General features: G+C 67.7%; 19 protein-coding genes. 10 read left to right on the forward strand and 9 right to left on the reverse strand.

What is annotated here, in order from left to right; translation table 11 throughout:
* Positions 1-21: 21 nt before the first annotated feature.
* The 4 genes from manA to AC1DIP_RS15575 form a co-directional block, all read right to left on the reverse strand.
* A complete protein-coding gene (gene manA, locus AC1DIP_RS15560) occupies positions 22-1,266 on the reverse strand; it encodes a mannose-6-phosphate isomerase, class I (RefSeq protein WP_476210017.1) in 1,245 nt (414 codons plus the stop codon).
* A gap of 92 nt (positions 1,267-1,358) precedes the next feature.
* Positions 1,359-3,008 carry an LCP family protein gene (locus AC1DIP_RS15565; protein ID WP_477734255.1) on the reverse strand — a complete coding sequence of 550 codons (1,650 nt, stop codon included), beginning with the start codon at positions 3,006-3,008 and terminating at the stop codon, positions 1,359-1,361.
* A gap of 10 nt (positions 3,009-3,018) precedes the next feature.
* Entirely contained in the window at positions 3,019-3,603 is a 585-nt protein-coding gene (purE, locus tag AC1DIP_RS15570; RefSeq protein WP_476210020.1) for a 5-(carboxyamino)imidazole ribonucleotide mutase, read from the reverse strand.
* Positions 3,600-4,796 (reverse strand): 5-(carboxyamino)imidazole ribonucleotide synthase, encoded by a 1,197-nt coding sequence (locus tag AC1DIP_RS15575; RefSeq protein WP_476210021.1) that lies wholly within the window; start codon positions 4,794-4,796, stop codon positions 3,600-3,602. Before AC1DIP_RS15575 ends, purE begins: the two co-directional genes overlap by 4 nt.
* Before the next feature lie 173 nt (positions 4,797-4,969).
* On the opposite strand from AC1DIP_RS15575, the gene AC1DIP_RS15580 reads away from it, so the two are divergent.
* Entirely contained in the window at positions 4,970-5,530 is a 561-nt protein-coding gene (locus tag AC1DIP_RS15580; protein WP_476210023.1) for a GtrA family protein, read from the forward strand.
* Between the two features lie 13 nt (positions 5,531-5,543).
* Here AC1DIP_RS15580 and AC1DIP_RS15585 read toward each other — a convergent pair whose 3' ends face one another.
* Positions 5,544-6,245, reverse strand: a complete 702-nt coding sequence (locus tag AC1DIP_RS15585) for a TIGR03089 family protein (RefSeq protein WP_477734256.1) — start codon at positions 6,243-6,245, stop codon at positions 5,544-5,546.
* 389 nt (positions 6,246-6,634) lie between these two features.
* Here AC1DIP_RS15585 and AC1DIP_RS15590 point away from each other — a divergent pair, with 389 nt between their 5' ends.
* Genes AC1DIP_RS15590 through AC1DIP_RS15600 form a run of 3 tightly spaced genes read left to right on the forward strand, consistent with a single transcriptional unit; the run spans position 6,635 to position 12,367 of the window.
* Positions 6,635-7,168, forward strand: coding sequence for a WhiB family transcriptional regulator (locus AC1DIP_RS15590; protein ID WP_476210027.1), 534 nt, complete (start codon positions 6,635-6,637; stop codon positions 7,166-7,168).
* 29 nt (positions 7,169-7,197) lie between these two features.
* A complete protein-coding gene (locus tag AC1DIP_RS15595) occupies positions 7,198-10,566 on the forward strand; it encodes a glycosyltransferase (protein WP_477734257.1) in 3,369 nt (1,122 codons plus the stop codon).
* A complete protein-coding gene (locus AC1DIP_RS15600; RefSeq protein ID WP_477734258.1) occupies positions 10,559-12,367 on the forward strand; it encodes a DUF5719 family protein in 1,809 nt (602 codons plus the stop codon). The genes AC1DIP_RS15595 and AC1DIP_RS15600 overlap by 8 nt, the downstream gene beginning before the upstream one ends.
* Positions 12,368-12,407: 40 nt before the next feature.
* Here AC1DIP_RS15600 and AC1DIP_RS15605 read toward each other — a convergent pair whose 3' ends face one another.
* Positions 12,408-12,920: a metallopeptidase family protein gene (locus AC1DIP_RS15605; protein ID WP_477734259.1), complete on the reverse strand. Its 513-nt coding sequence runs from the start codon at positions 12,918-12,920 to the stop codon at positions 12,408-12,410.
* Between the two features lie 117 nt (positions 12,921-13,037).
* Between AC1DIP_RS15605 and AC1DIP_RS15610 the strand changes: the two genes are divergently transcribed.
* From AC1DIP_RS15610 to AC1DIP_RS15625, 4 genes are all read left to right on the forward strand, one after another.
* Positions 13,038-13,424 carry a DUF3499 domain-containing protein gene (locus tag AC1DIP_RS15610; RefSeq protein WP_477734260.1) on the forward strand — a complete coding sequence of 129 codons (387 nt, stop codon included), beginning with the start codon at positions 13,038-13,040 and terminating at the stop codon, positions 13,422-13,424.
* Between the two features lie 79 nt (positions 13,425-13,503).
* A complete protein-coding gene (locus AC1DIP_RS15615) occupies positions 13,504-13,731 on the forward strand; it encodes a Trm112 family protein (RefSeq protein WP_476210034.1) in 228 nt (75 codons plus the stop codon).
* 75 nt (positions 13,732-13,806) lie between these two features.
* Positions 13,807-15,273 (forward strand): adenosylhomocysteinase, encoded by a 1,467-nt coding sequence (gene ahcY, locus AC1DIP_RS15620; protein ID WP_477734261.1) that lies wholly within the window; start codon positions 13,807-13,809, stop codon positions 15,271-15,273.
* 64 nt (positions 15,274-15,337) lie between these two features.
* Positions 15,338-16,576, forward strand: a complete 1,239-nt coding sequence (locus AC1DIP_RS15625) for an Ig-like domain-containing protein (protein WP_476210037.1) — start codon at positions 15,338-15,340, stop codon at positions 16,574-16,576.
* A 1-nt stretch (position 16,577) separates the two neighbouring features.
* Here AC1DIP_RS15625 and AC1DIP_RS15630 read toward each other — a convergent pair whose 3' ends face one another.
* Positions 16,578-17,378: an RDD family protein gene (locus AC1DIP_RS15630; protein WP_476210038.1), complete on the reverse strand. Its 801-nt coding sequence runs from the start codon at positions 17,376-17,378 to the stop codon at positions 16,578-16,580.
* Between the two features lie 88 nt (positions 17,379-17,466).
* Here AC1DIP_RS15630 and AC1DIP_RS15635 point away from each other — a divergent pair, with 88 nt between their 5' ends.
* Positions 17,467-18,459 carry a stage II sporulation protein M gene (locus AC1DIP_RS15635; protein ID WP_477734262.1) on the forward strand — a complete coding sequence of 331 codons (993 nt, stop codon included), beginning with the start codon at positions 17,467-17,469 and terminating at the stop codon, positions 18,457-18,459.
* A gap of 124 nt (positions 18,460-18,583) precedes the next feature.
* Positions 18,584-19,768: a TIGR01906 family membrane protein gene (locus tag AC1DIP_RS15640; protein ID WP_477734263.1), complete on the forward strand. Its 1,185-nt coding sequence runs from the start codon at positions 18,584-18,586 to the stop codon at positions 19,766-19,768.
* On the opposite strand, the gene AC1DIP_RS15645 is transcribed toward AC1DIP_RS15640, so the two are convergent.
* Together AC1DIP_RS15645 and AC1DIP_RS15650 are read right to left on the reverse strand one after the other, a co-directional pair.
* Positions 19,759-21,588, reverse strand: coding sequence for an AMP-binding protein (locus tag AC1DIP_RS15645; RefSeq protein WP_476210043.1), 1,830 nt, complete (start codon positions 21,586-21,588; stop codon positions 19,759-19,761). The two genes, AC1DIP_RS15640 and AC1DIP_RS15645, sit on opposite strands and share 10 nt — an antisense overlap.
* Before the next feature lie 67 nt (positions 21,589-21,655).
* Positions 21,656-23,383, reverse strand: a complete 1,728-nt coding sequence (locus AC1DIP_RS15650; protein WP_477734264.1) for a dolichyl-phosphate-mannose--protein mannosyltransferase — start codon at positions 23,381-23,383, stop codon at positions 21,656-21,658.
* Between the last annotated feature and the right edge of the window lies 1 nt (position 23,384).

The following is a 23,384-nucleotide window of genomic DNA, read 5'->3' on the forward strand; positions in this document are numbered from 1 at the left end:
CCGTTGCGGCTGCCCGAGGTGCTAGAGCCCGGTGGTCACCGCGAAGGCCAGGGCCGGCCCGGTGCTGCCAGCCACCCGGTGGACGTTGACAGGGGCCTCGGCCGCGGCAATGAACGCGCTGCCGCCCTGCGCCAGCTCCAGGTCGCCCTTGGGGGAATCGAGGTACACGGCGCCGGCCACCACGATGACCACTGCGGCGCCTGCCTGCGCCAGCGGGATGGGACCGGCGTCCGGCCCCAGCTCGATGCGCTGCAGTTGGAACTCCCCGAAAGGGGGCCGGAACAGTTCCTGGTCCAGCACGGAATTTTCCGCGGTGAGCATTGGAACGGCCACCGGGTGGAAGTCGATGGTCTTCAGGAGCTCCGGGACATCGATGTGCTTGGGGGTCAGGCCGCCGCGCAGGACGTTGTCCGAGGACGCCATGACCTCCACGCCCAGGCCGTGCAGGTAGGCGTGCACGTTTCCGGCCGGAAGGTAGACCGCTTCCCCCGGCTTCAACGAAATCCTGTTCAGCAGCAGCGAGATCAGGACGCCGGGGTCGCCGGGATACTTTTCGTTGAGGCTGATGACGGTGCCCAGCTCTGCCTGGAAGGGCTCGAGGGAAGCGCCGGACACCAGGGCCGCCACCACCAGCGCTGTTTCCTCCGAAACGCCCTGGCCGCCGCGGATCAGCCGCTCAAAGGCGCGGCGGAGTCCTGCGCTTTCGTCCGTGGCGGCGAGATCCCCAAGGAGGGCCTGGAGCAGCGCGGGGACCTGGGCGGTCCTGCGAAAGGCATCTGCGATGTGCTGCAGGATCCGCCGGGTTTCGGCGACCGGCCGGAACCCGCAGAGGGCCTCGAACGGCGTGAGGGCGAAGATCATCTCCGGCTTGTGGTTGTCGTCTTTGTAATTCCGGTGCGGTGCGTGCGGATCCACGCCGGCGCCATTTTCGCGGGCGAACCCCTCACGGGCCTGTTCCAGGCTCGGGTGCACCTGGAGGGAAAGCGGCTGCGCGGCTGCCAGGATCTTGGCCAGGAAGGGCAGCCGGGGCCCGAAAGCGGCCACGGAGTCCGCGCCCAGGAAATGCTCCGGGTCGGATGCGATCAGGGCGTCGAGCGGGCTCGGGGTTCCGTCCCCGGGCAGGTGCGCCACCGACGGCGAATCAGGGTGCGCACCGATCCACAGTTCGGCCTCCGGACGCCCCGACTCGGGGCGCCCCAGCAGTGAGGCGATGGCCGTCGTCGAACCCCAGGCGTAGTCACGCAGGACGTTCTCAATCTCGTACAAAACCGTTCCGTTCCTTGGTGGGTGGGAGATGGCGGGTGGCCGCTACAGCGGGGCGCACTGCCCGTTGGTGGCCACGAGCTGACGGGTGGCCGCTACAGCGGGGCGCACTGCCCGTTGGTGGCCACGAGCTGGCGGATGGCCTCTTCGTTGCCCTCCAGCTTGAGCTGGGTCAGCATTTCTTCGGTGATCGGCTCACCGTCGGGCGTGGTGGTCACAGGCGTGAAGTCCGACGGCGAGGGCTGCTGGACAGCGTTGCCCGCGGCCGGCAGGGTGGCCGGGACGGGCCCGGCGGCCTGGACGTGTCCGGCGCCTGCCTGGGCAAGGGCCATCACGTCGTCGGCAATGCCGGCCGACTGTGAACCCTTGGCGGAGGCCGATGCCAGCAGCTGGTCAACGCGTTCGTGGATCTGGTCGAAGTCGGGGTTCGTGGAAAACGACGCGTCAAAGTCCGGCGGCCCGATGGTCAGCCGTTTGACGTCCTTGCCCCGCGCCTTGATGGCCAGGTCAAGGAAACTCCCCAGCTGGGCGGAGGAGATGTTGGACTCCACCACCTTGGTCCCGGCGCCGGCAATGTCCTCGAACTTGGACAGCAGGGTGGCGGGATCAAGCTGTTTCAGCATGGCCTGCTGGACGCACTGCTGGCGCTGGATGCGGGAGTAGTCGTCAACGTATTCGCGCGACCGGCCGTACCAGAGGGCCTGGGCGCCGTTGAGGGTCTGGTCCCCGGCGGGAATCCAGCCAAGGGGCATGCCGTGGGTCTTGGTGGCCTCGTCGAAGTAGCCGCTCATGGGAACCCAGCCGCCGGCCTTGATTTTGATGCCGCCCATGGCATCGATCAGGGTGGAGAACCCCTCCATGTCGACCAGGACGTAGGCCTGGATCTTCATGCCCAGGGTGCCGGAGACGGCTTCCATCGTGGCCTGCGCGCCGGGGTCCTCCACGCCCGGGTACAGGTCCGCGTGTTCGTTGGTCACCTCGGTGTTGATGGCGTTGATCAGGCACTCGTCACCGCAGTTGTAGCCGTCCGGGTAGAGGGCCCGCATGGGGGAGCCTTCGCTGAACTGGGCGTTCTGGAAGTTCCTGGGGACGGAGATGATGGCGGTCTGGCCGGACTGGGCATCCACGCTGAGGATGGAGAGGCTGTCGGGCCGGCGGCCGGTGCGGTCATCGCCTGCATCGCCGCCCATCATGAGGAAGTTGTAGCGCCCGTCCACGGGCTCGATGGCGGGCCCGGACGAAAAGATGTTGCCGATGGCGTTGCGGCCCACATTCAGCAGGTAGGCGGCGTACCCCACCGAGCCGCTGCCCAGGACCAGGGCCAGGACCAGGGCAATGCCGACGGCGGGGCGGGCCCGCGGTGCCAACAGGACAGGGCGGATGAGCCGCAGGGTATTCAGGAACAGGAGGGCCCAGCCGAGGGCCAGCGCGGCAAGCACCACCACCAGCAGCAGCGACGTGATGGGGTTGGTCACGATGTTGATGACCAGGCTCCGGTTCAGCAGCAACAGGACCAGTGCCAGGAGAAGGACCGCCCACACGGAGAGCGTGACGCGGAGCGCCGTCCGGCCCAGCTTGCGGTCGCCTGCCACGAGCTGGGCGCTGCCGGGCACCAGCAGCGTCAGCAGGACCAGGACGAAAGCCCGCTTGGTGCGGACCTCGGGTGAGGCGCTGACGGGGTAGCGGACCGGGTCCGACAGTGACGGGCCGGAGCCGGTGTGGAGGACGCTGCTGCTGCTGGCCATGCCGGGCGCCCTAACGGCTGCCCCGAAGGGGGCTCGAGCCGCCTGGGAAGACTTCGCTGACCTTCTGCCGAAGGTTCGCCCCCTTCCGGGACGCCACTGCGTTCAGGTCCGCGGCGAAGTCGATGAGGTCCGCCCGCAGGGAGTCGGCGAGTTCATCGGTGCCGGCGGCCAGCATCCGCACAGCCAGCAGCCCGGCGTTCCGGGCTCCGGCGATGGAGACTGTGGCCACCGGGACGCCCGCCGGCATCTGGACGATGGAGAGGAGGGAGTCCATCCCGTCGAGGGTTTTCAGCGGAACGGGGACGCCAATCACCGGCAGTGGCGTGACGCTGGCGAGCATGCCAGGCAGGTGGGCTGCGCCGCCTGCCCCCGCGATGATGACCCGAAGGCCACGCTCGTGCGCCGTCTGGCCGTACCGGATCATCTCCGTGGGCATCCGGTGGGCGGAGACGACGTCCGCCTCGAACGGGATGCCGAATTCGGCCAGGGCGTCCGCCGCGGCCTCCATGACCGGCCAGTCCGAATCGGAGCCCATGACCAGGCCCACCAGGGGGCCCGCCGCGGTACCGGCTGCTGGGGTGGCTTCGGCGCTCATGCGTTCTCCTCGAAAATCGCGGAAGGTTCGTCGGTGGTGACCCGCCCGTCACGGATGATGCCGGCCACGGCCGTGGCGCGGCGGCGGACCGAATCAACCTCTGTCGTGGAGCTGCCTGTCAGGTTGACGTGGCCGATCTTGCGTCCCGGACGCACGGACTTGCCGTAGCAGTGGACCTTGGCCGCCGGTTCGGCAGCCAGTGCCATGGGGTAGGCGGCGTACAGGTCCTGGTTGTCGCCACCCAGGAAGTTCTTCATGACGGTAACGGGAGCCAGGGCATCGGTGGCGCCCAGCGGCAGGTTTAGGACCGCGCGAAGGTGCTGCTCGAACTGGCTGGTGATGGAACCGTCCTGGGTCCAGTGGCCGGTGTTGTGGGGCCGCATGGCCAGTTCATTGATCAAGAAGCCCGCCCCCGAACCAGGGGTTTCGAACAGTTCCACCGCAAGCACGCCGGTAACGTCCAGTTCGGCGGCGATGCGCAGTGCCGCATCCTCCGCGGCGGCGGCAACTTCCAGCGGGATCTCGAGCGCGGGAGCAATCACCTCATCGCAGACGCCGTCCACTTGGATGGTGTGCACCACGGGCCAGGCCCGTGCCTCGCCATCGGGGGTCCGCGCCACGAGCGCGGAGAGTTCGCGGGTAAATTCGACTTTCGCTTCGGCCAGCAGGGGGCTCATGGCGGCAAACCAGTCTGCGGCCTCTGCAGCCTCTTCGGCAGAGGCGACGATCCGGACTCCCTTGCCGTCGTAGCCGCCCCTGGGGGTCTTCAGGACTACGGGCCAGCCGGTCTCGTCGCCGAAGCGGACCAAGTCAGCAACGTCCGCCACCGACGCCCAAGCCGGGTTGGGCAGTTCCAGCCGGTCGATGGCGGCACGCATCACCAGCTTGTCCTGGGCATGGACCAGGGCGTCCGGCCCGGGCTGGACGTTGACCCCGGCGTCCTGCAGGGCGCGGAGGTGGTCGGTCGGCACGTGCTCGTGGTCGAACGTCATGACGTCCAGGCCCTGGGCGAAGTCCAGGAGCGTCTGCAGGTCCTTGTAGTCACCTACCGGAGTGGCGGGTACGGCCGACACCGCCGAGACGTCCTCGCCCTCGGCGAGGACGCGGAGTTCAAAGCCGAGTGCTGTAGCGGCAGGGGCCATCATTCGCGCGAGCTGGCCGCCGCCAACCACGCCTATCACTGGAAAAGTCACATGTGCCAGACTACCGAAGACGGGCCCAATCCCGCTTTTGCAACCCGGCGGGCCACCCCGATTTCCGCCCGGCGGAGCCCAGGTGGCCAACTTCTCCCGGGCAGCTCAAAGGTTTGGGGGCTAAAATGGAGCTTTGGCCACGTGGCCCACAGTTCGTCAGGCCATGGAGGGTCATGTTTAGCGCACTTGCAGATCGTATCCGGGGGCTCGCCTCACTTTTTTGGCGTGAAGTGGCCAAGTTCGGGGCGGTGGGCGGTGTGGCGTTCGTCATCGACAACGGCTTGACCTACTACCTCATGCACGGCCCCATGTCGGACAGCGAGGCGAAGGCACGTTTTGTCGGTGCCACCGTTGCCACCATCTTCTCGTGGGTGGCCAACCGTTTCTGGACCTTCCGCCACCGCCGCCAGGCCAACGTGCTCCGCGAGTTTGTCATGTTCGTCATCATTAACGGCATAGGCATCGGTATTTCCACCGGCTTTACGGCGCTGGCCAAGTACGGCATGGGCATCGACAACAAGAACCTGCTGTTCCTGGCGGGCGTGGCGGGCATCCTGGTAGCCACGGTTGTCCGCTTCTTTGCCTACCGCTTCCTGGTCTTCAACCAGGAGCTGGACCAGGAGCCGGAATTCTCCCACGACCACGAAATCATCGAAGCCCACCCGCACCGGGAGTCCGCCCGCACTGCGGAGCGTCCAGCGTCCACCAGCGTGGACGGCGGCCCGCAAGCCTAGCCGTACGCGGCGGTCAGCTGCCGTGGATGCGTTCGTCCGCCCGCAGTTTGTCGGTAACCGCCACGGCGGGATGGGTCAGCACCACCGAGCCGTCCCGCTGCCAGGCCCCCAGTGCACTGGACAACGCTGATTCAAGCCCCCGGTCCGCAGCGACATGCACCCTGGCGCCCTCCTCGTGGTTCACGGCAAAGCCGCTCAACAGGTCCCGGTGGGCGACAGCACGTCCTTCGCTGGTGCGGACGGCACATCCTTCCGGATCCGGGTTGGTGTGCGCCATGAACACGTCCCCGTGGGAACGCACCTCTGCAGCGTAGTCAAGGCAGCCGGCGGGAAGGTCTCCGGGCCACCGCATCGCCAGTGCCGGAAGTGCAACGGCAATGACGGCGTCGTACTGTCCAGTGGCCCCCGCAGGGTCGTCCGTGGCAAGGAAATCCGCCGGACCGCCGTCGAACACTGTCTCCAGGCCGAGCTGCCAGGACGCCAGCGCCCACACCATCGCCTTCCAGTGCGCCGGAAGAGCGAGCCGCAGCCGCATGCCGGGCTCGGCGTCCAGCTCGTCCTGCAGAAGGTTGCTGGTCTTGGCGACCCAGTTGTCCAGGACCCGTCCCGAGAGCTCCACCCGCTCTGCATCGGGTCCATACCAGGTAAGCCGTGGTGCCGTTGAGTTGCCCGAGCGCAGGGTGCCCATCAAGTCAATTGCGGGGGTTGTCGTCATGGGTTCATCCTGCCACTCCGCCATGACAGGGTCACCCGTCGACCGCTTCGGTTGAACGGCGCGGCAACCAAAGTGATGTTAATCACTGCCGTTGCTAAGTTTGCTTGCTATTTTACCCAAGACCGGGTATTTTCCCCGCCAGGCCGTGCGTTTGACGGGTTTTCGGCCCACCCCGGACCGGTCCCGGCTCCCGCCACGCCCGGGCCGGCAAAAATCCCGGGCGTGGCGTGCGCAAACTTCTGAACAGCGACTGTCTATTATCCCGGCAACGGCTTGACTAGCCCTAGTTACACACGTGTAATTAGGTAACTAAAGCAATTGCGTAAATACCGGCACACAACCGAGTGTCCACGTATCCAGGCAATGGCTGAAACATCAGGAGGGTCGCCGTGGGGCAAGCAGAGCGTATCCAGGAAGATGCCGTCGTGGCCGGTCAGGCAACGGCAAAGTACCGTGCGCGGGGGGTGCCCAGTGACTGGTACGTGGATCCCGCAGATCCTGATGCTGCGGAGAGGTATAACAGGAATTCCACCAGTGTCCTCGAGGACCAGGCCACCGCGTTCCTCGCGGCGCATGAAGCCCTCCTGGACGGCGGCGCCGAGCCGGAGGACGACCTTGATCCGCCCATGGAACTGGCCGCCGCCGGGACTGTCCAGCCAGTATGGATTGGACTGCCGCTGCAACAGGACTTCGATGACGAAGGCGAGCTCGGCTGGCAGACGGACGCTTTGTGCGCCCAGACCGACCCGGAAGCCTTCTTTCCCGAAAAGGGCGGCTCAACACGCGACGCCAAGAAGGTTTGCGGCGCGTGCAACGTGAGGTCCCAGTGCCTCGAATACGCGCTGGCCAATGACGAACGGTTTGGCATTTGGGGAGGCCTTTCCGAGCGTGAGCGCCGGCGGCTTAGGAAGCGAGCAATCTAATTCTTCAGGATGTCCATGTCACTGCCGTTGTGGTTGCCCACAACGGCAGTGCCTATCTGCCCAGAACCCTTTCGGCACTGGCCGCCCAAACGCGCCCGGTTGACCGCGCAGTCGGCGTGGACGCTGGTTCCGGCGACGATTCGTACAGCCTGCTCAGCCGGTCCTTAGGGGAGGCCGCCGTTGTCAGCCATGCCCGGGGCAAGGGCGGCATGGGTTCCGCTGTCTCCGCCGCGCTCGCCGCACTCGTGCCCTTCGATGAAAATGCCGGCTCCGGCAGGACCGAGTGGATCTGGCTCCTGCACGACGACGCGGCGCCGGCGCCGGAAGCACTCGCGGAACTCCTGGGCGCCGTGGAGCGGGCCCCATCGGTTACTGTCGCCGGCTGCAAGCAGCTGGACTGGCATTCGCCGCGGAAGTTGATGGATGTGGGCCTTTCCACCAGCCGTTGGGCCGAGAGGCTTACCCTCATCGACGCGGATGAGATGGACCAGGGCCAGTACGACGGCCGAACGGACACCTTCGCGGTGAATTCTGCCGGCATGCTGGTGCGGCGGGATGTCTGGGAACAACTGGGCGGCTTCGACCCCGCACTGCCGGGCAGCGGAGACGACGTCGACTTCTGCTGGCGGAACCGGCTTGCCGGCCACCGCGTGGTGGTGGTTCCCGCGGCCCGGATGTTCCACGTGGCGCACCGGCCCCATGCACTGGGGAACCCGTCAGCCGCCCGAAAAGCGCAGGTCCACCTCCGCCTGAAGCACAGCCCGCTCTGGATGGTGCCTGTCCACGGCATCGGCGCGTTGCTCGGCAGCCTCTTCAAGCTTGTCCTGAGCATCGTGGTCAAAGATCCCGGGCATGGCATTTCCCAGCTCCTCGCCACCTGCGCGGCACTGGGCCGGCCCCGGGCCGTGGCCAAGGCCCGGAGGACGGCAAAACGCACGCGGCGCATCCGCCGGTCCGTGATCCGCAAGCTCCAGACCCCCCGCCGGGAGGTGTGGAGCCACCGCCGGTCATTGATGGAGGCGCTGGGATCGGACGGGGCAGGCGCGGACCACCTTGTCCAGGATCCGCTCGCACACCAGCCCACCGGCGACGCCGCGGACGACTTCGCGGCCCTGGCCACCAGCAAGCGCGGCTGGGTAGGCAACGGTGCCCTGGCCGCCGTCATCATCGCGTCAGTGGCCTCGCTTCTGGCGCTGGCAGGACTGTTCCGTGCCGGCGCCGTCTCCGGCGGTGCCCTGATTCCGGTCTCGGCAGGCCTCGGGGACATCTGGCACAACGCCTCCAGTTGGTGGATCAGCCTCGGAGCGGGCCTTCCCGGCCACGGCGATCCCTTCGACTACGTCCTCTGGATTATCGGCCTCGCCGGGGGAGGAGATGCCAACGCTGCCATGGCCTGGCTGCTCCTGCTCGGTGCTCCGCTGTCCGGACTCACCGGCTGGTTCGCCGCCGGCGGCGTCACCGAACGCCGGCGGCTCCGTTTCGCAGCCGCCCTCTTTTGGGCTGCCGCGCCGGCACTCCAGGCCGCACTGAACCAGGGCCGGGCAGGTGCCTTGGTGGCCCACATCATGCTGCCGCTGGTGGTGCTTGGCCTGCTGCGGGCCACGGGCTCGGCCGTTGGCCACGGACGGTTCAGCGCCACCGCGGCGCCCGGCTACCCGGCCCCCGAGCAGCTCCCGGCCAAGGCGGGCATCAACGGTGTGCCGTCGTGGACAGCCGCTGCCGCTGCGGGCCTGGCACTGGCGGTCACCACCGCGTCTGCGCCCTCCCTCCTTCTTCCCGCGACCCTCGTCATCGTGCTGTGCGGTGTCCTGCTGGGGCGGCGCGGACGAACGGTGTGGTGGGCCCTGCTGCCCAGCGCAGCCCTGTTCGTCCCGTTCGCATTGTCCACCCTCGACAGGCCACGTGCCCTTCTGGCAGACCCGGGCCTCCCGCTGGGATTCGAGGCAGCGCCACTGTGGCAGCAGCTCATGGGCCAACCCCTGTCGTTCGCTCCCGCCGGCGGCCTCCACGGACTCACGGCCTTTGCGGGCGGGCCGGTGCCCTGGGCCCTGCTGCTCGCCGTGCTCATTGCCGGGCCGGTGCTGGTCCTTGCCGTCGTGGGGATTTTCAGCGCAGGACGCCGGGCCCGGACTGCCAGGTGGTTCTGGACCGCTTCGATGATTGCCCTGGCCGGCGGCTGGTTCGCGGGCCACGTGGCCACCGGACTGAACCAGAATGTCATCGTGGCGCCGTTCCCGGGACCTGCCGTGTCCGCCGCTTCCTTTACCCTCCTTGCCGCGGCACTGCTGGGGTGGGAGCAGCTCCTGGCCGCTGCGGACCGGACCTCCGGTGCCGGGGTGAAAACCAGGACCGCGGCCCGCGCCGGCCTGGCAGTTGCCCTGGTGCTGGTGCTGGCCGGACCGCTGGCAGGGATGGCCGTTTGGTCCGCGCAGAACCTGCTGCGTCCGGCCACCCCGGCCGCCGCGCCGGCAACGCAGGGCCTTGCCGCCGGCGCAACTCCGGCAGCTTCCCCGGAGGGGGGAGCGCTGGGCGTTCCGCGGCTGGTGGAGGCTGCCACCGGCCGCTCCCTTCCCGCCACCGCCGTCGACCGCGGTACCGGACCCGAGCAAACGCGGACCCTCCTCCTCAGTACGAGTGACGACGGGACCTTCAACGCCTCTCTGATGCGCGGGGCAGGCACCACTTTGGACAGTCTCTCCGCCATCGCCTCCGCCAGGAACATCATCGGCGGCCCCGGTTCAGAAGAAGTACGCGACGACGACGACGTCACCGCAGCCGTCCGCCGCGTTGTGGCCACCATGGTGGCAGGCCAGGGCGTGGACCCCCGTTCCGACCTCGAACAACTCGGCGTCGGCTTCGTGGTGCTGCGCTCCGCCGACACCGCAGCCCAGCTGACTGCGAGCCGCATGGACGCTGTCCCTGGCATGGTGGCCGTGGGACAGACCGACGTCGGTTGGCTGTGGCGCATCAGCCCGCTGAACCAGCGCGGCACCCAGGCCGCCGACGTCGCCCACCGGGTCCGCATTGTCGATGCAGGCGGCACGGCCACCGCGTTGGTGGCGTCCGGTGCCGAAGGCGTAGACACAGCCGTCCCCGCCGGGCCTGAAGGCCGGCTGGTGGTCCTCGCCGAGCGTGCCGATCCCGGGTGGACCGCCTGGCTCGACGGGCGGAAACTGACCTCCACCACCTCAGGCTGGTCACAGGCATTCACCCTGCCTGCGTCTACGGGCCAACTGACGGTCCGGTACGAGAACCCCTGGTCGTTCTGGGCGGCCGCCGGACAAATCACGGTGATCGGGCTGACCGTCATCCTGGCAATCCCCATGCCGGCCCGGCGGCCGCGGACCGGCCTCTCACGGGACGAGGGCTCCCTGCGTAAGGAACACCAACATGCATGAGCACACTCCACCGGCCGGCAAGGCCAAGGCCAAGGAAGGCGCCGGAATCCCGGAGGCCGCGGAGGCCGGAATTCCCGACGCCGGGACACCGGACACTGCCGGGCAGCCACAGGCCGGCGGACAGGAGCCGTCCGCGGAAAAGCCCGGTTCAGCCGGCAAAGCCACCGCTGGCGTGCCCGGGACCGGCAAGGTGCGGAAAAGCCCAGGCCGCGGCGCCACGCGACTGCCGGGCGGGAAAAGCCGGGCAGCCGCGATCGCCGGGGTGGCCGCAGGCGTTCTGATCCTCGCGGGCGGCGGGGCCGTGGTCGCGGCCGGCTCGCTCGTGGCAGAGCCTGCTTCAAGCCGCACGGTGCCCGTAGCCAAAGCTGCCGTCCCCGCGGGGGCCAGCGTCGGCGTGTGCCCCGGCCCTGCGCGGTTGCTGGAAGGTACGGATGCAGGGACGGATGCCCAGTTCCGGCCGGAGTCGGCCACCGCCGCCACCAGGGTCAGCGCCGCGGTGCTGAGCGCCGGCGGCGTGCTGCCGGGGAGCCGGCTGGCGCACCTGGACGGGACGGCCGCCGTCGAAATTGCCAAGGACCCGGGGCCGGCCCCAACTGCCGCGGCCCCGCAGGAGCTCCTCGCCGGAGTGGTGGCAGACCGGACCGTGGACCAGGTCAACGTCCTGAGTGCGAACGCCGTCGCGAACCAGAACGCCTCGGCCGCCGGCGCCATGAAATATACGGCCACTGACGGCGACCTGCAGGGCAGTGCCGCCGCAACCTGCGGGCAACCCTCGAATGACCAGTGGCTGGCTGGTGCCAGCACCACGGTCGGCCGCACCTCCGTGCTCGCGCTGACCAACCCCTCCAGCACGCCAGCCACTGTGAGCCTTGAATTGTTCGGCGGCCGCGGCCAGATCCAGGCACCAGGCAGCCGTGGCCTGCTGGTTGCCCCCGGCACCACCCGCAGCGTGGTCCTCGCCGGGCTCGCCCCCAACGAGTCCCAGCTCAGCGTCCACGTCCGCAGCGCCGGTGGTCCGGTCGCAGCTTCCATCCAGCAGAGCTTCCTGCGCGGACTCACTCCCGGCGGCGTGGACTACATCAGCCCGGGGACCGCCCCCGGCGTCCGCCAGGTGATGACGGGAGTGGACATCCAGGACCCTGCCGGACTGGCTTCCCTGACGGCACAGCCCGGCTACCGGGACGCGGGCCCCGCCCTGGAACTGACAGTGCCCGGCGCCTCTGATGCTGTGGTGGAGATCAAGCTGTACGGACGCGACGGCCAGCACGCGCTTCCGTCCGGCGGCGTCATTACCGCAAAAGCCGGTTCAACAACTGAGGTTTCCCTGGCGGGGGTACCCGCCGGCCAGTACACGGTGGCCGCCTCTTCCGACGTCTCCTTCCTTGCCGCCGCCCGGATGAGCCGCGGCCTCCAGCCCGGTCAGCCTTCGGATGTGGCCTGGGCGGCATCGGCCGTGCGGCTGGGCAGCCAGCATGTGGTGCCGGTCCCCAAGGGCGGCCAACGCCAGCTGGTGTTCGGTGTCCTGGACTCCAGGGCCACCATCACGTACTCGCCCATCACAGCCGACGGAAAGGTGCGTGCCGCGGCCACTGCCGACATCGCCGGGGGAACCACAGCTTCCATCAGCATTCCCGACCAGGCTGACGGAGCGGACGTGGTTGGCTATGCGGTGTCTGCGTCCGGGGATGCCGCCTACGGATCGGTGCTCGTGGGGCAGGAAGGCCGAAACGACGTTTCGGCCCTGGCATTCCTGGCTGCTGCAGCCGGGCAGGAAACCGTCCCTGTGAGCCTGGGCTACTAGCAAGGGCGATGCAGGGCAGCCCGTCGTGCGGGCCGCGGCGTCAGTAGCGGCGGCGGTAGACCGGATCCAATGTTTCCGGCGCAACGCCAAGCATCTCCGCCGTGTGTTCCACCACCACGTCGTGGACCAGGTCCTGGAGTTCTTCGACGCTGGAGCACGCCTGCTCCACCACCCGCCGGTACACCGTGATCGTGGGGCCGTCCCCATCGGCGGCCGGCGTGTAGGAGCCCATGGGCGGAGTGGACGCAGTCGCTGCAAGCTGTTCCAGCTCCGGTGGGATTTCATCCACGCCGAACCGCACGCCGTCCAGGGTCTTGCCCCAGATGTCGTGCAGCCGCTGGGCCGAGTCCAGCACCATGTCGTCAAAGCGGTCGGCGCGGGTCCGGTATCCGGGGTGGGTGGGCAGCATCACCTCGCCGCGGAGGCCACGCCCATGGCGGTTCCGGCGCCGCCGGGAGAAGCTCCTGCCACTGGTCTCCGTACCCGTTGCCACAGGGGCATCCGGGTCAGCCAACCGGACCGAAAAACCTGATTCATGGTTCGATGACTGCATACATCGACTGTAAACCCGGGGAAGGATTTACGCGATACATCCGCTGTTCCCTGGGGGCGCGTCGGCCTGGGCGGCAATGCGCGGCTTTTCGCCGGGGAAGGGGTAGTCTGTGATGTCGTGGGAGCTATCCGTCAATGTTCAAGGTCTGCCTGCCGCCAGTCGGCGGTAGCCACCCTGACGTACGTGTATGCCGATTCCACCGCCGTCCTGGGTCCGCTGGCCACCTACGCCGAACCGCACTGCTACGACCTCTGCGAGCAGCACGCTGACTCTTTGACGGTGCCCCGCGGCTGGGAAGTACTAAGGCTGGCCATGCCGTCCACCCCGCAGCAGCCTGGACCCGATGACCTGCTGGCGCTGGCCAACGCTGTCCGCGACGCCGCCGCCCTCCCTCGGGAGCCCCAGGCCCCCGCCCAGCGGGCACACCATTCCGCCCTGGAAGCTCCGGCCGGCACTGAAGGCGCACGTCGGGGGCACCTGCGGGTCCTCCGGGAACCTTCCTGAGCCCCATCTGGCGGTAGGCTGGAGGCTGCACATCTTTTCCGCTACCGGCGCGAGCGCGCCCGCCAGGGAGCATGAACAAATGCCAAAGATCAGTCCCGAGCTGTTGTCCGTCCTGCGTTGCCCCGTGACCGGCTCGCCCCTGGTCCAGGAGGGGGAGGAGTTGGTGGCCACTGCCGCCGGGGATACGGGCGTCAGGAACCGGTACGCCATCGAGGACGGGATCCCTTTGCTGCTGCCTCCGGAGCTGCTGGCTGCAGCAGCCTCGGCAGGTTCCGACCAGCACGACCCCGAGGCGGCAGAGCACTAGTTCAGCCGCCTCCGCACGCACAGAAACAGCAGCACGGGGACTGGACCAGGACCCGGACCAAGCAAAGGACCACCCATGACTTTTGACTACAAAGTTGCCGACATCTCCCTGGCCGAAGCCGGCCGGCACCAGATCCGCCTTGCCGAGCACGAAATGCCGGGCCTGATGTCCCTCCGTGAGGAGTTCGGCGCGTCCCAGCCGCTCAAGGGCGCACGGATTGCCGGCTCCCTGCACATGACGGTCCAGACCGCCGTCCTGATCGAAACCCTCACTGCGCTGGGCGCCGAGGTCCGCTGGGCATCCTGCAACATCTTCTCCACCCAGGACGAAGCCGCCGCAGCCGTCGTGGTGGGCAAGGGCACCGTCGAGGATCCCCAGGGCGTGCCCGTGTTCGCCTGGAAGGGCGAGACCCTTGAGGAATACTGGTGGACCGCCGAACAGATCCTCACCTGGCCGGGCGCGGAGGCCAACCCCGAGCTTGGTCCCAACATGATCCTGGACGACGGCGGCGACGCCACCATGCTGGTGCACAAGGGCGTGGAGTTCGAAGCCGTGGGCAATGTTCCCTCCGCGGACCCCGAGGACTCGGAGGAATACGGCATCTTCCTTGACGTCCTGCGCCGATCCCTCGCCGCAGACCCGCAGAAGTGGACCCGCACTGCCGCCACGATCCAGGGCGTCAGCGAGGAAACCACCACCGGCGTCCACCGCCTTTACCAGCTGGCAGACCAGGGCAAGCTGCTCTTCCCCGCCATCAACGTCAACGACTCGGTGACCAAGAGCAAGTTCGACAACAAGTACGGCATCCGCCACTCCCTGCCCGACGGCATCAACCGGGCCACGGACGTGCTCATGGGCGGCAAGGTCGCCGTCGTCTGCGGCTACGGCGACGTCGGAAAGGGCGCCGCCGAGGCCCTTCGCGGCCAGGGCTCGCGCGTGATCGTCACCGAGATCGACCCCATCTGCGCACTCCAGGCAGCCATGGACGGTTACCAGGTGGCCAAGCTGGAGTCCGTCCTGGCGCAGGGCGATATCTTCATCACCACCACTGGCAACAAGGATGTCATCCTGGCCGAACACATGGCCGGCATGAAGAACAAGGCCATCGTGGGCAACATCGGCCACTTCGACAACGAAATCGACATCGCGGGACTTGCCCGGATCCCCGGCGTGAAGAAGGTTGAGATCAAGCCGCAGGTCCACGAGTGGGTCTTCGACGGGGGACAGGACGCCGAGCGCTCCATCATCGTCCTCTCCGAAGGCAGGCTGCTCAACCTCGGCAACGCCACCGGCCACCCGTCGTTCGTCATGAGCAACTCGTTCGCCAACCAGACCATTGCCCAGATCGAGCTGTGGACCAAGCGGGACCAGCACGAGTACGAGAATAAGGTCTACGTCCTGCCCAAGGTCCTCGACGAGAAGGTAGCCCGGCTGCACCTGGACGCCCTGGGCGTTGAACTCACTGAACTGAGCAAGGACCAGGCGGAATACCTGGACATTGACGTCGCGGGCCCCTACAAGCCCGAGCATTATCGTTACTGAGACGTAAGGGCCCGGGCACGCAACGTGCCCGGGCCTGTTATTTTCTGCACGTAGGATCGAAAACATGGAGCCTGATGTAAAGCCCCGCCGCCGGGGGACTGCCAAGAAAATCGTTGCCGTGGCTGCCGTCTGTATCCTGGCTGCCGTGGGCGGGGTCTTTGCCGCGGTCGCTCCGGGACTTGCAGGTGGGCCCCTTGAATCGGAGGCAGGCTCCGCGCTGCGCACATCGCCGGGCATCGCATCGCCCGTCGTCCCGCCGGTTAAGGTCGACGCCGCACCTGTCGACGGCGCCAAGCAGGTCAATCCCGCCGCGCCCGTTTCCCTGAAGGTGGGTAACGGGATCATCCAGCGCGTCACCCTGGCCAGCATCGCGGGGAAGAGCATCGACGGAAGCATCGACGCCGGCGGGACCTCATGGTCCGCCACCGCGCCTCTGGAGTTCAACACCGAGTACAGCTACACCTACGTGGTCAAGGACAGTGCAGGGCGGGAGACCAGCACCACCCAGTCCTTCAACACCGTCTCCAGCTCACATGAGGCGGACGCCGCCATCTACCCCCTGAACGGCATGAAGGTGGGCGTCGGCCAGCCCCTGCAGATCATTTTCAGCGAGCCGGTGACCAACCGCGCCGCCGTGGAGAAGGCCATCAAGATCACCACGACGTCGGGACAGGCCGGGGCGTTCCACTGGTACAGCGACACGATGGTCCGCTACCGTCCCGAGAACTTCTGGGCGGCGAACTCCACGATCACCATGGACATGCAGCTCTTCGGCGTCGACCTTGGAAACGGCCAGATCGCCAACTTCAATAAAAAAGTGAACGTCAACATCGGCGACAAGAAGGTGGCCATCGCGGACGCCACGGCCCACACGTTTACGCTGAGCGTCAACGACCAGGCCATCAAGACGCTGCCCGTGAGCATGGGGGACAAACGCTTCCCCTCCGCCAAGGGATATGCCGTGCTGATGGAGAAGAACCGGTTTGACCACTTCAGGGCTGCAAGCATCGGCCTGAAGCCGGACGATCCCGCCTACTACGGTGAGGCCGACGTCGAATACACCATTCGCCTCACCCTCAGCGGGGCTTACATCCACCAGGCGCTGGAGTCCGCCTATCCGTATATCGGCAACGCGAACGTTTCCCACGGCTGCATCGGGTTCCTTCCGGACGGGGCAGCCTGGGTGTTCGACAACATGGGAACCGGCGACGTCGTCCAGATCATCAACACAGAGGGTGACTACGCGGCGAATACCGACGGGTATGGCGACTGGAACATTCCCTGGAGCGAGTACGACAACTGAGTCACTCGGCGAACGGCAACCGCTGCAGCCGCCGTCCCGTCTCCGTGTTCCGCCGGCGTGACTGCAGCAACCTCGTGAATTCCCTGTTCCGGCGTTCAGCGACGACGGCGGCCACGTAGTCATCCGGACCCGTCCCCGGCGGTGGCGGCGGGGCCACGTGGGCTGACAGTTCCTCGGCGATAGCCCGCGCCATGCCGGCCCTTGAAAGCGGAGCCATCCGGCCCGCCTGGCGGATGAACTGGGCGGCCCTGCGCGCAGTGGCGTCGGGAATCCGCCCGATGTCCGCCGCGGCCGCCCACGCCTGAAGGTAGGGCGGCACGAAAACCTGGACGGCCGCTTCGGCGGGAACCCTGCTTCGCACGGCGTACGTGCCGGCGAGCAGGTCGCCGAGCCGCCTGGATTTGTCGTTGAAGAGTGCCACGGCGAGGGCAAGCCCGCCGAACGTCAGGTAGATTTCGAGGAATCCGGTCAGCCCGCGGATCACGGCATGCCGGAACCGGATGGCACCGCCGTCCTCACGCACCACCCGCAGGCCCGTGGCCAGTTTCCCGAGCGACCGGCCCCGGGTCAGCGTTTCCATTGCCACGGGCACCACCACCAGGCAGAAGACGACGGCGGCCAGGCCGAGGGCACGCGCGGCTGCATCGTCCAGGTCCCTGCCGGCGGCGGCCAGGCCAAGCATGATCAGCACGAGCAGGACCACGTGGAAAACGACGTCGATGGCCAGGCCCAGTGCCCGGGCGGCAAAGCCCGCGGGCCGAAGCTCGAGGACCACGGCCTCGCCGGTGATGATCTGGCTCATACTGCGTCCCTGCCCTCCGAGGCTGATGATGTGGACCATCCGACGGTGCGGACGGTCAAAGTCTAGTGCCGCCCGCTAGGCTGTAGCCGTGGACATGGATGCCTTCGCCGCCGTTAATGCGGACAAGTGGGCGCGGCTGCAGGAGCTTGCGGGCAAACGGAGGCTCACCGGCGCCGAGTCGGATGAGCTGCTGACCTTGTACCAGTCAACGTCCGGCCACTTGTCGCTGGTCCGCTCCATGGCCCCGGAGGGCGGCCTCTCCGCTTCCCTCTCTGCCACGCTGGCCCAGGCGAGGACCCGCTTTACCGGGGCACGTTCCAACGCGATGGCCGACCTCGCCAGGTTCTTCGTGGCGGCCCTGCCCGCCGCGCTGTACCGGCTCACGTGGCTCACCCTGGCCTGCGGAACGGCTTTCGTCCTCAGCGCCGCCGCCTACGCTGCATGGATCGGGACGTCGCCGGACGCGCTGAGGGCCGTGGCATCCGAGTCCGCTGCCGCCCAGTACGTGGACCAGGACTTCATCAACTACTACTCGGAAAACCCCGCAGCGTCCTTCGCCGGCGCCGTGTGGACCAACAACGCCTGGATCAGCGCGCAGGCCGTGGCCCTGGGAATCACCGGGGTCTGGGTACCGATGATCCTGTTCGGGAACGCCCAGGGAGTGGGCATTGCGGCCGGAATCTTCGCCGCCGCCGGTAAGTCCGACGTCTTTTTCAGCTACATCCTGCCTCATGGGCTGATGGAGCTGACCGCCGTTTTTGTCGCCTCTGCCGCCGGACTGCGGATCTTTTGGGCCATGGTCGCCCCCGGTCCACGGACCAGGGGTCGGGCGGTGGCGGAAGAAGGCAGGTCGTTGGTAACGGTGGCACTGGGACTGGTCCTGGTCCTGTTCGTTTCCGGGCTGGTGGAGGGGTTTGTCACTCCGAGTCCGCTCCCTGCCTGGGCCAGGATTGGCATCGGCGCGGCAGTTCTCGCGGCGTACTGGACATACGTCCTGGTGTGGGGCAGGCGCGCTTTCCTCGCCGGGGAACGCGGAGACCTCCGCCGGGAAGATGCCGGCTACACGGAAATCGCTGCCTGAATCGTTGTAATCCTGCCGGGGTGGTTCCTCGCCCAGCAGAAGTTCCGGACGGTAGGCTCGTCAGCAGAATCAATCGTGCCGGCGGAATGGAACCGGTGCGGAACCCAACGGAAGTGACGCTGCTGTGAATGACGAAACACCGGTCCGCGCCAAAAGCGCTGCGCCGCAGCCGGAGCCTTTGCTGGATACGTCCGGGGATTCCGACGAGCCCGCGTTCTCCTGGCTGACGCCTGCTGACGGGGACAAGAACAGTGGGGAAGAACCCCGCGGTGACAAACCCCGCGGGGAAGAAGCCGGCCGGGACAAGGCCGGACGCCAGGAACCTGCGGCAGAGGGCGAAGCCCCGCAGCCGGAAACCCGGGCCCACCGCAAGGCCGCCGAGGCCGCCGTCGAATCCTCCGCCCCCGGAAGCAACGCAGCCGGACGTCCGGCCGCGTCTCCGGCTGCCGCCTCTTCAGCGGATGAGCCGGCCGGAAGCCCCGGCTCGCCGGTGTTCAAGGAACCCCTTCCCACCTCCGCCCTGCACGTCCGTCCCCCCGAAGAGGAAGTGGAGCGCCGCAACGCGCAGCGTGAAAGCGCCGCGAACGCCAAGCCCGTAGCACCGCGCTTCATGCAGGTTCTGCTCGCCATCATCTACCCGTTCATCCTCCTGATCCTTGCCGTCCGTGCGGTGACCACCCCGCTCTTCCTCTGGGTGGAGTACAACCGTCCCGGGTTCCCCGGCGACGGCTACGGCTTCAGCACCGACGACCGGATGACCTACGGCTCCTACGCCGTCGATTACCTCCTCAACTGGGCCGGCCCCAGGTACCTGGGCGACCTGGTGCAGCGCAGCGGGGAAAAGCTCTTCAAGGACGGCGAAGTCAGCCACATGGCGGACGTCAAGGCGGTCATCCTCTCCACCTTCGGCGCGGGTGCGCTGCTGCTGCTCCTGGCCTTGATCGCTATTTTGTACCTGCGCCGGCGCAGCACCGGCGGGATCCGGCGCGGGCTCTTCGCGGGATCCATCATCACGCTGGTCCTGATCCTGGGCCTGGGCACACTGGCGGCCCTGGGCTGGCAGCAGTTCTTCACCGAATTCCACCGCGTCTTCTTTGCCGACGGGTCCTGGACCTTCAGCCTGGACGACACGCTGATCAGGCTCTTCCCCAGCCAGTTCTGGATCGACGCCGGCATCGCCATCGCGGGCCTGGTCCTCCTGGCGTCCATCGTGACGCTGGTGCTTACGTGGCCCACCCGGCGCCGCCGCGGCGTTGCGCCGGAGGCCAGGAAGGCGTCGGCGGAGCCGGAAATGGTGGATCAGCCGTAGATCTTGGCGATCTCCGCCTGGTACTCCGTCACCACGGCGGCCCGCTTCAACTTGAGGGACGGCGTCAGGTGCCCGGACTCCACGGTGAACTCGGCATCCAGCAGCCTGAAGGTCCTCACCGATTCGGCTTTTGACACCATCCGGTTCGCAAGGTCCACCGCCTCCTGGAGGGCGGCCAGTACCTGGGGGTCGACGGCAGCTTGAGTGAGGGGGATTGGGGGCAGTCCCCGCTCTGACCGCCAGTTGGCAACCCCTTCCGGGTCCAGGGTCAGCAGGGCTGAAATGAAGGGCTTGCCGTCGCCCACCACCACCGCATGGCCCACCAGTTGGTGGGTGCGGATCTGCTCCTCCAAGGGTCCCGGCGCTACATTCTTGCCGCCGGCGGTCACCAGCAGGTCCTTCTTCCTGCCTGTGATGGTCAGGAAGCCGTCCCTGTCCAGGGAGCCCAGGTCACCGGTGCGGAAGAAGCCGTCCACGAACGAGTCAGCATTGGCTGCGGGGTTGTTGTGGTAGCCCTTGAACACGCCAATTCCCTTGACCAGGATTTCGCCGTCCTCGGCGACCCGGATGGTGGTGCCGGGGACGGGGATCCCCACGGTTCCCACTTTGGTCCGGGACGGGGTGTTGGCCGTGCAGGGCGCCGTGGTCTCGGTCAGTCCGTAACCTTCGAGAACGGGAATGCCCACGCCACGGAAGAAGTGTGCGTCATCGGAGGCCAGGGGGCTGGCGCCGGAGACGGTATATCCAACCTCTCCGCCCAAAGCCTGGCGCAGCCGGGGATAGACCAGGCGGTCATACACCGCGTGCCGGGCCCTGCTGAGCAGGCCGGGGCCTGGACCGTCGCCGCGGCTCTGCCGGTCCTGGTCCCGGGAGTACTCGATGGCGGCGGCGGCTGCGGCATCGAACAACTTGCCCTTGCCTGCCACGGCGGCCTTGTGCGCTGCCGTTGCCCGGACCTTTTCGAAGATACGGGGCACCACCAGCAGGAAGGTGGGCCGGAACGTCCCAAGGTCTTCTAGGAGCTGCGCCGCGCCCGGGGTGTGCCCCAGTGTTGCCCCGGCTGCGAGGCAGACCACCTGGACGGCCCGCGCCAGCACGTGGGCCAGCGGCAGGAACATCAGGGTGCGGGCCTGGTCCTTCTGCAGGATTTCCGGCAAAAACGCAACGATGTTCTTGGCCACCAGGGCGAAGTTTCCGTGCGTGATCTCGCACCCCTTGGGTTTGCCCGTGGTGCCCGAGGTGTATACGAGCGAGGCGGGGTCGGCCAGCGCTGCACGGCTCCGCTGGCGCTCCAGCTCGGCGTCGCTGACTCCCGTGCCCGCAGCGGCGAGGCTGGCAAGGTCCGGGGCCTCGCCGTCGTAATCCATCCGCACCACGTTGACCAGGCGGTCCCTAAGCTCGGCCGAACCGGCCACCACGCCGCTGACGAGCTGCACAGTGGCGCGATCGCCCGCGAAGACCCGGCGGACCCCTGCGTCCTGGATGATCCACTGCACCTGGCTGGCGGACGATGTTTCATAGATAGGTACGGTCACGCCGCCGGCGAACCAGATGGCAAAGTCCACCAGCGTCCACTCGTAGGAGGTGCGGGACATCACCGCCACGGTGTCGCCGGGTTCCAGGCCGCCGGCGATCAAGCCCTTGGCCAGCGCGCTGACGTCCTGCAGGAATTTCTGCGCGGAGACATCCACCCAGCCGTTGGGCCCCTTGCGCCGGTACAGGGCGTGGGCCGGGTTGGCGGCGTGCTGCTCCAGCAGCAGGTCAGTCACATTGCTGTTGGCGTCAAGCTCAACCAGCAGTTCCGTGCTCGCTTCTCTCACAGCAGGTCTCCGTTTCCGCTGCCGCGCCGCGGCAGCGGCTCCTTCAGGTCTCCCTTGCCATCCTGCCCTAGATCCAGGATGGCATCCACATCCGCACCTTCCAGTCGACGTATGGGATCACTTCGGCGGTCCAGATCGGGTAGAAGAAGGCCGACAGCAGAACTGCCGCTGCCAGGAACAGGACCACCAGGTACAGCCCGGAACGCCGGCGCCACGGGGGATCCGACGGTCGGCCCAGGACCAGTCCCAGGCAATACACCAGGGCAAGGACCAGGAACGGTTCAAAGGACACCGCGTAGAAGTAGAACATGGTCCGCTCGGGATACATGAACCACGGCAGGTAGCCCGCGGCGACGCCGGCGAGCACCGCTCCGGCACGCCAGTCCCGGCGTCCGGCCCACCAAAACAGCAGGACCACCAAGGCAATGGCGGCCGGCCACCAGACCAGCGGGTTTCCCACGGACAGGATGGCAGAGGTGCATTTCTCCACGTCGCAGCCGGGGGTGCCCTGGGGCGGGGACTCGTAGAAGAATGACGTGGGCCGCCCCATCACCAGCCAACTCCAGGCGCTGGCCTGGTAGGGGTGCTCGGAGCTCAGGCCCTGATGGAACTTGTACGCTTCCAGGTGGTAGTGGATGAGGGACCGGACGGAGTCGGGGAGCCAGCCCCATTCCGCCGACGGGTTGCTTTCCGCCCAGTGGCGGAAGTAGGCGTTGTCCGACAGGAACCAGCCTGTCCAGGTGGCCGAGTAGACGATCCCTGCCACGGGGACCACCCCAAGGAAGGCAGGGATACCGTCCCGGATGACTCCGCCGCTGATCCAGCCGCGGACGCCCGCCACACGCCTGGCGTTGAGGTCCCACAGCACCGTGAGGATGCCGAAGCCGGCCAGGAAGAACAGGCCCGACCATTTTGTTCCCACCGCCAGTCCCATGCAGACCCCGGCGGCAACCCGCCACCAGCGCACGCCCAGCCATGGTCCGGACAGCAGCGCCCGGGCCGGGGGCTGGCCGCCGTTCGCGGCGGCGGCGCGGGCCAGCCGGTGGGCCAGGCGGCGGCGCCCGTCATCGCGGTCCATCAGCAGTGCCCCGAAGGCAGCCAGGACCCAGAACGTGAGGAAGACGTCCAGGAGCGAGGTGCGGGACATCACCAGGTGGTGGCCGTCGACGGCGAGGAGCAGCCCTGCGGCGCCGGCCAGTGGAAGCGAGCGGAACAGTTTCAGGGCGATCAGTGAGACCAGCAGCACGGTCAGGGTGCCCGTGAGGGCCGCGGCGAAGCGCCAGCCAAAGGGGTTCTCCGGCCCAAAGAGCCACATGCCGGCCGCGATCATCCATTTGCCCACCGGCGGGTGGACCACATATTCGGGGGTGTTCAGCAGGACGTCCGGATTTCCGGCGTTAAAGGAATCGTTGGCCTTGTCCGGCCAGCTGCGTTCGTACCCGCTGATGAGGTAGGAATAGGCATCCTTGACGTAGTACGTCTCGTCGAAGACCAGCTTGTGCGGCACTTCGAGGCGGATGAAGCGGAGAAGGCCGGCGACTACCGCCGTGAGGACCGGAACCAGGATGAACCAGAGCCGGAGTGATGCGGGATATTCCCGCCACAAGGTAGCGGTGCCGATGAGCCTCGCCGTGAGCGCTTCGACGGTGAACGCTTGGTCCGGCCGGCTGATCCAGGCCCTGGCAGCGGTCCCCGCGGGCCCTGCCGCAGTGGTGGCGGTTCCGCCGGAAGATGCCGCCGGGCTGGGTTTCCCGGCCCCGGCGGGCCGCGTCGAGGTCTGCGTCACGAGCCCCATG

The sequence above is a fragment of the Pseudarthrobacter sp. 05T312 genome (genome assembly GCF_056396685.1).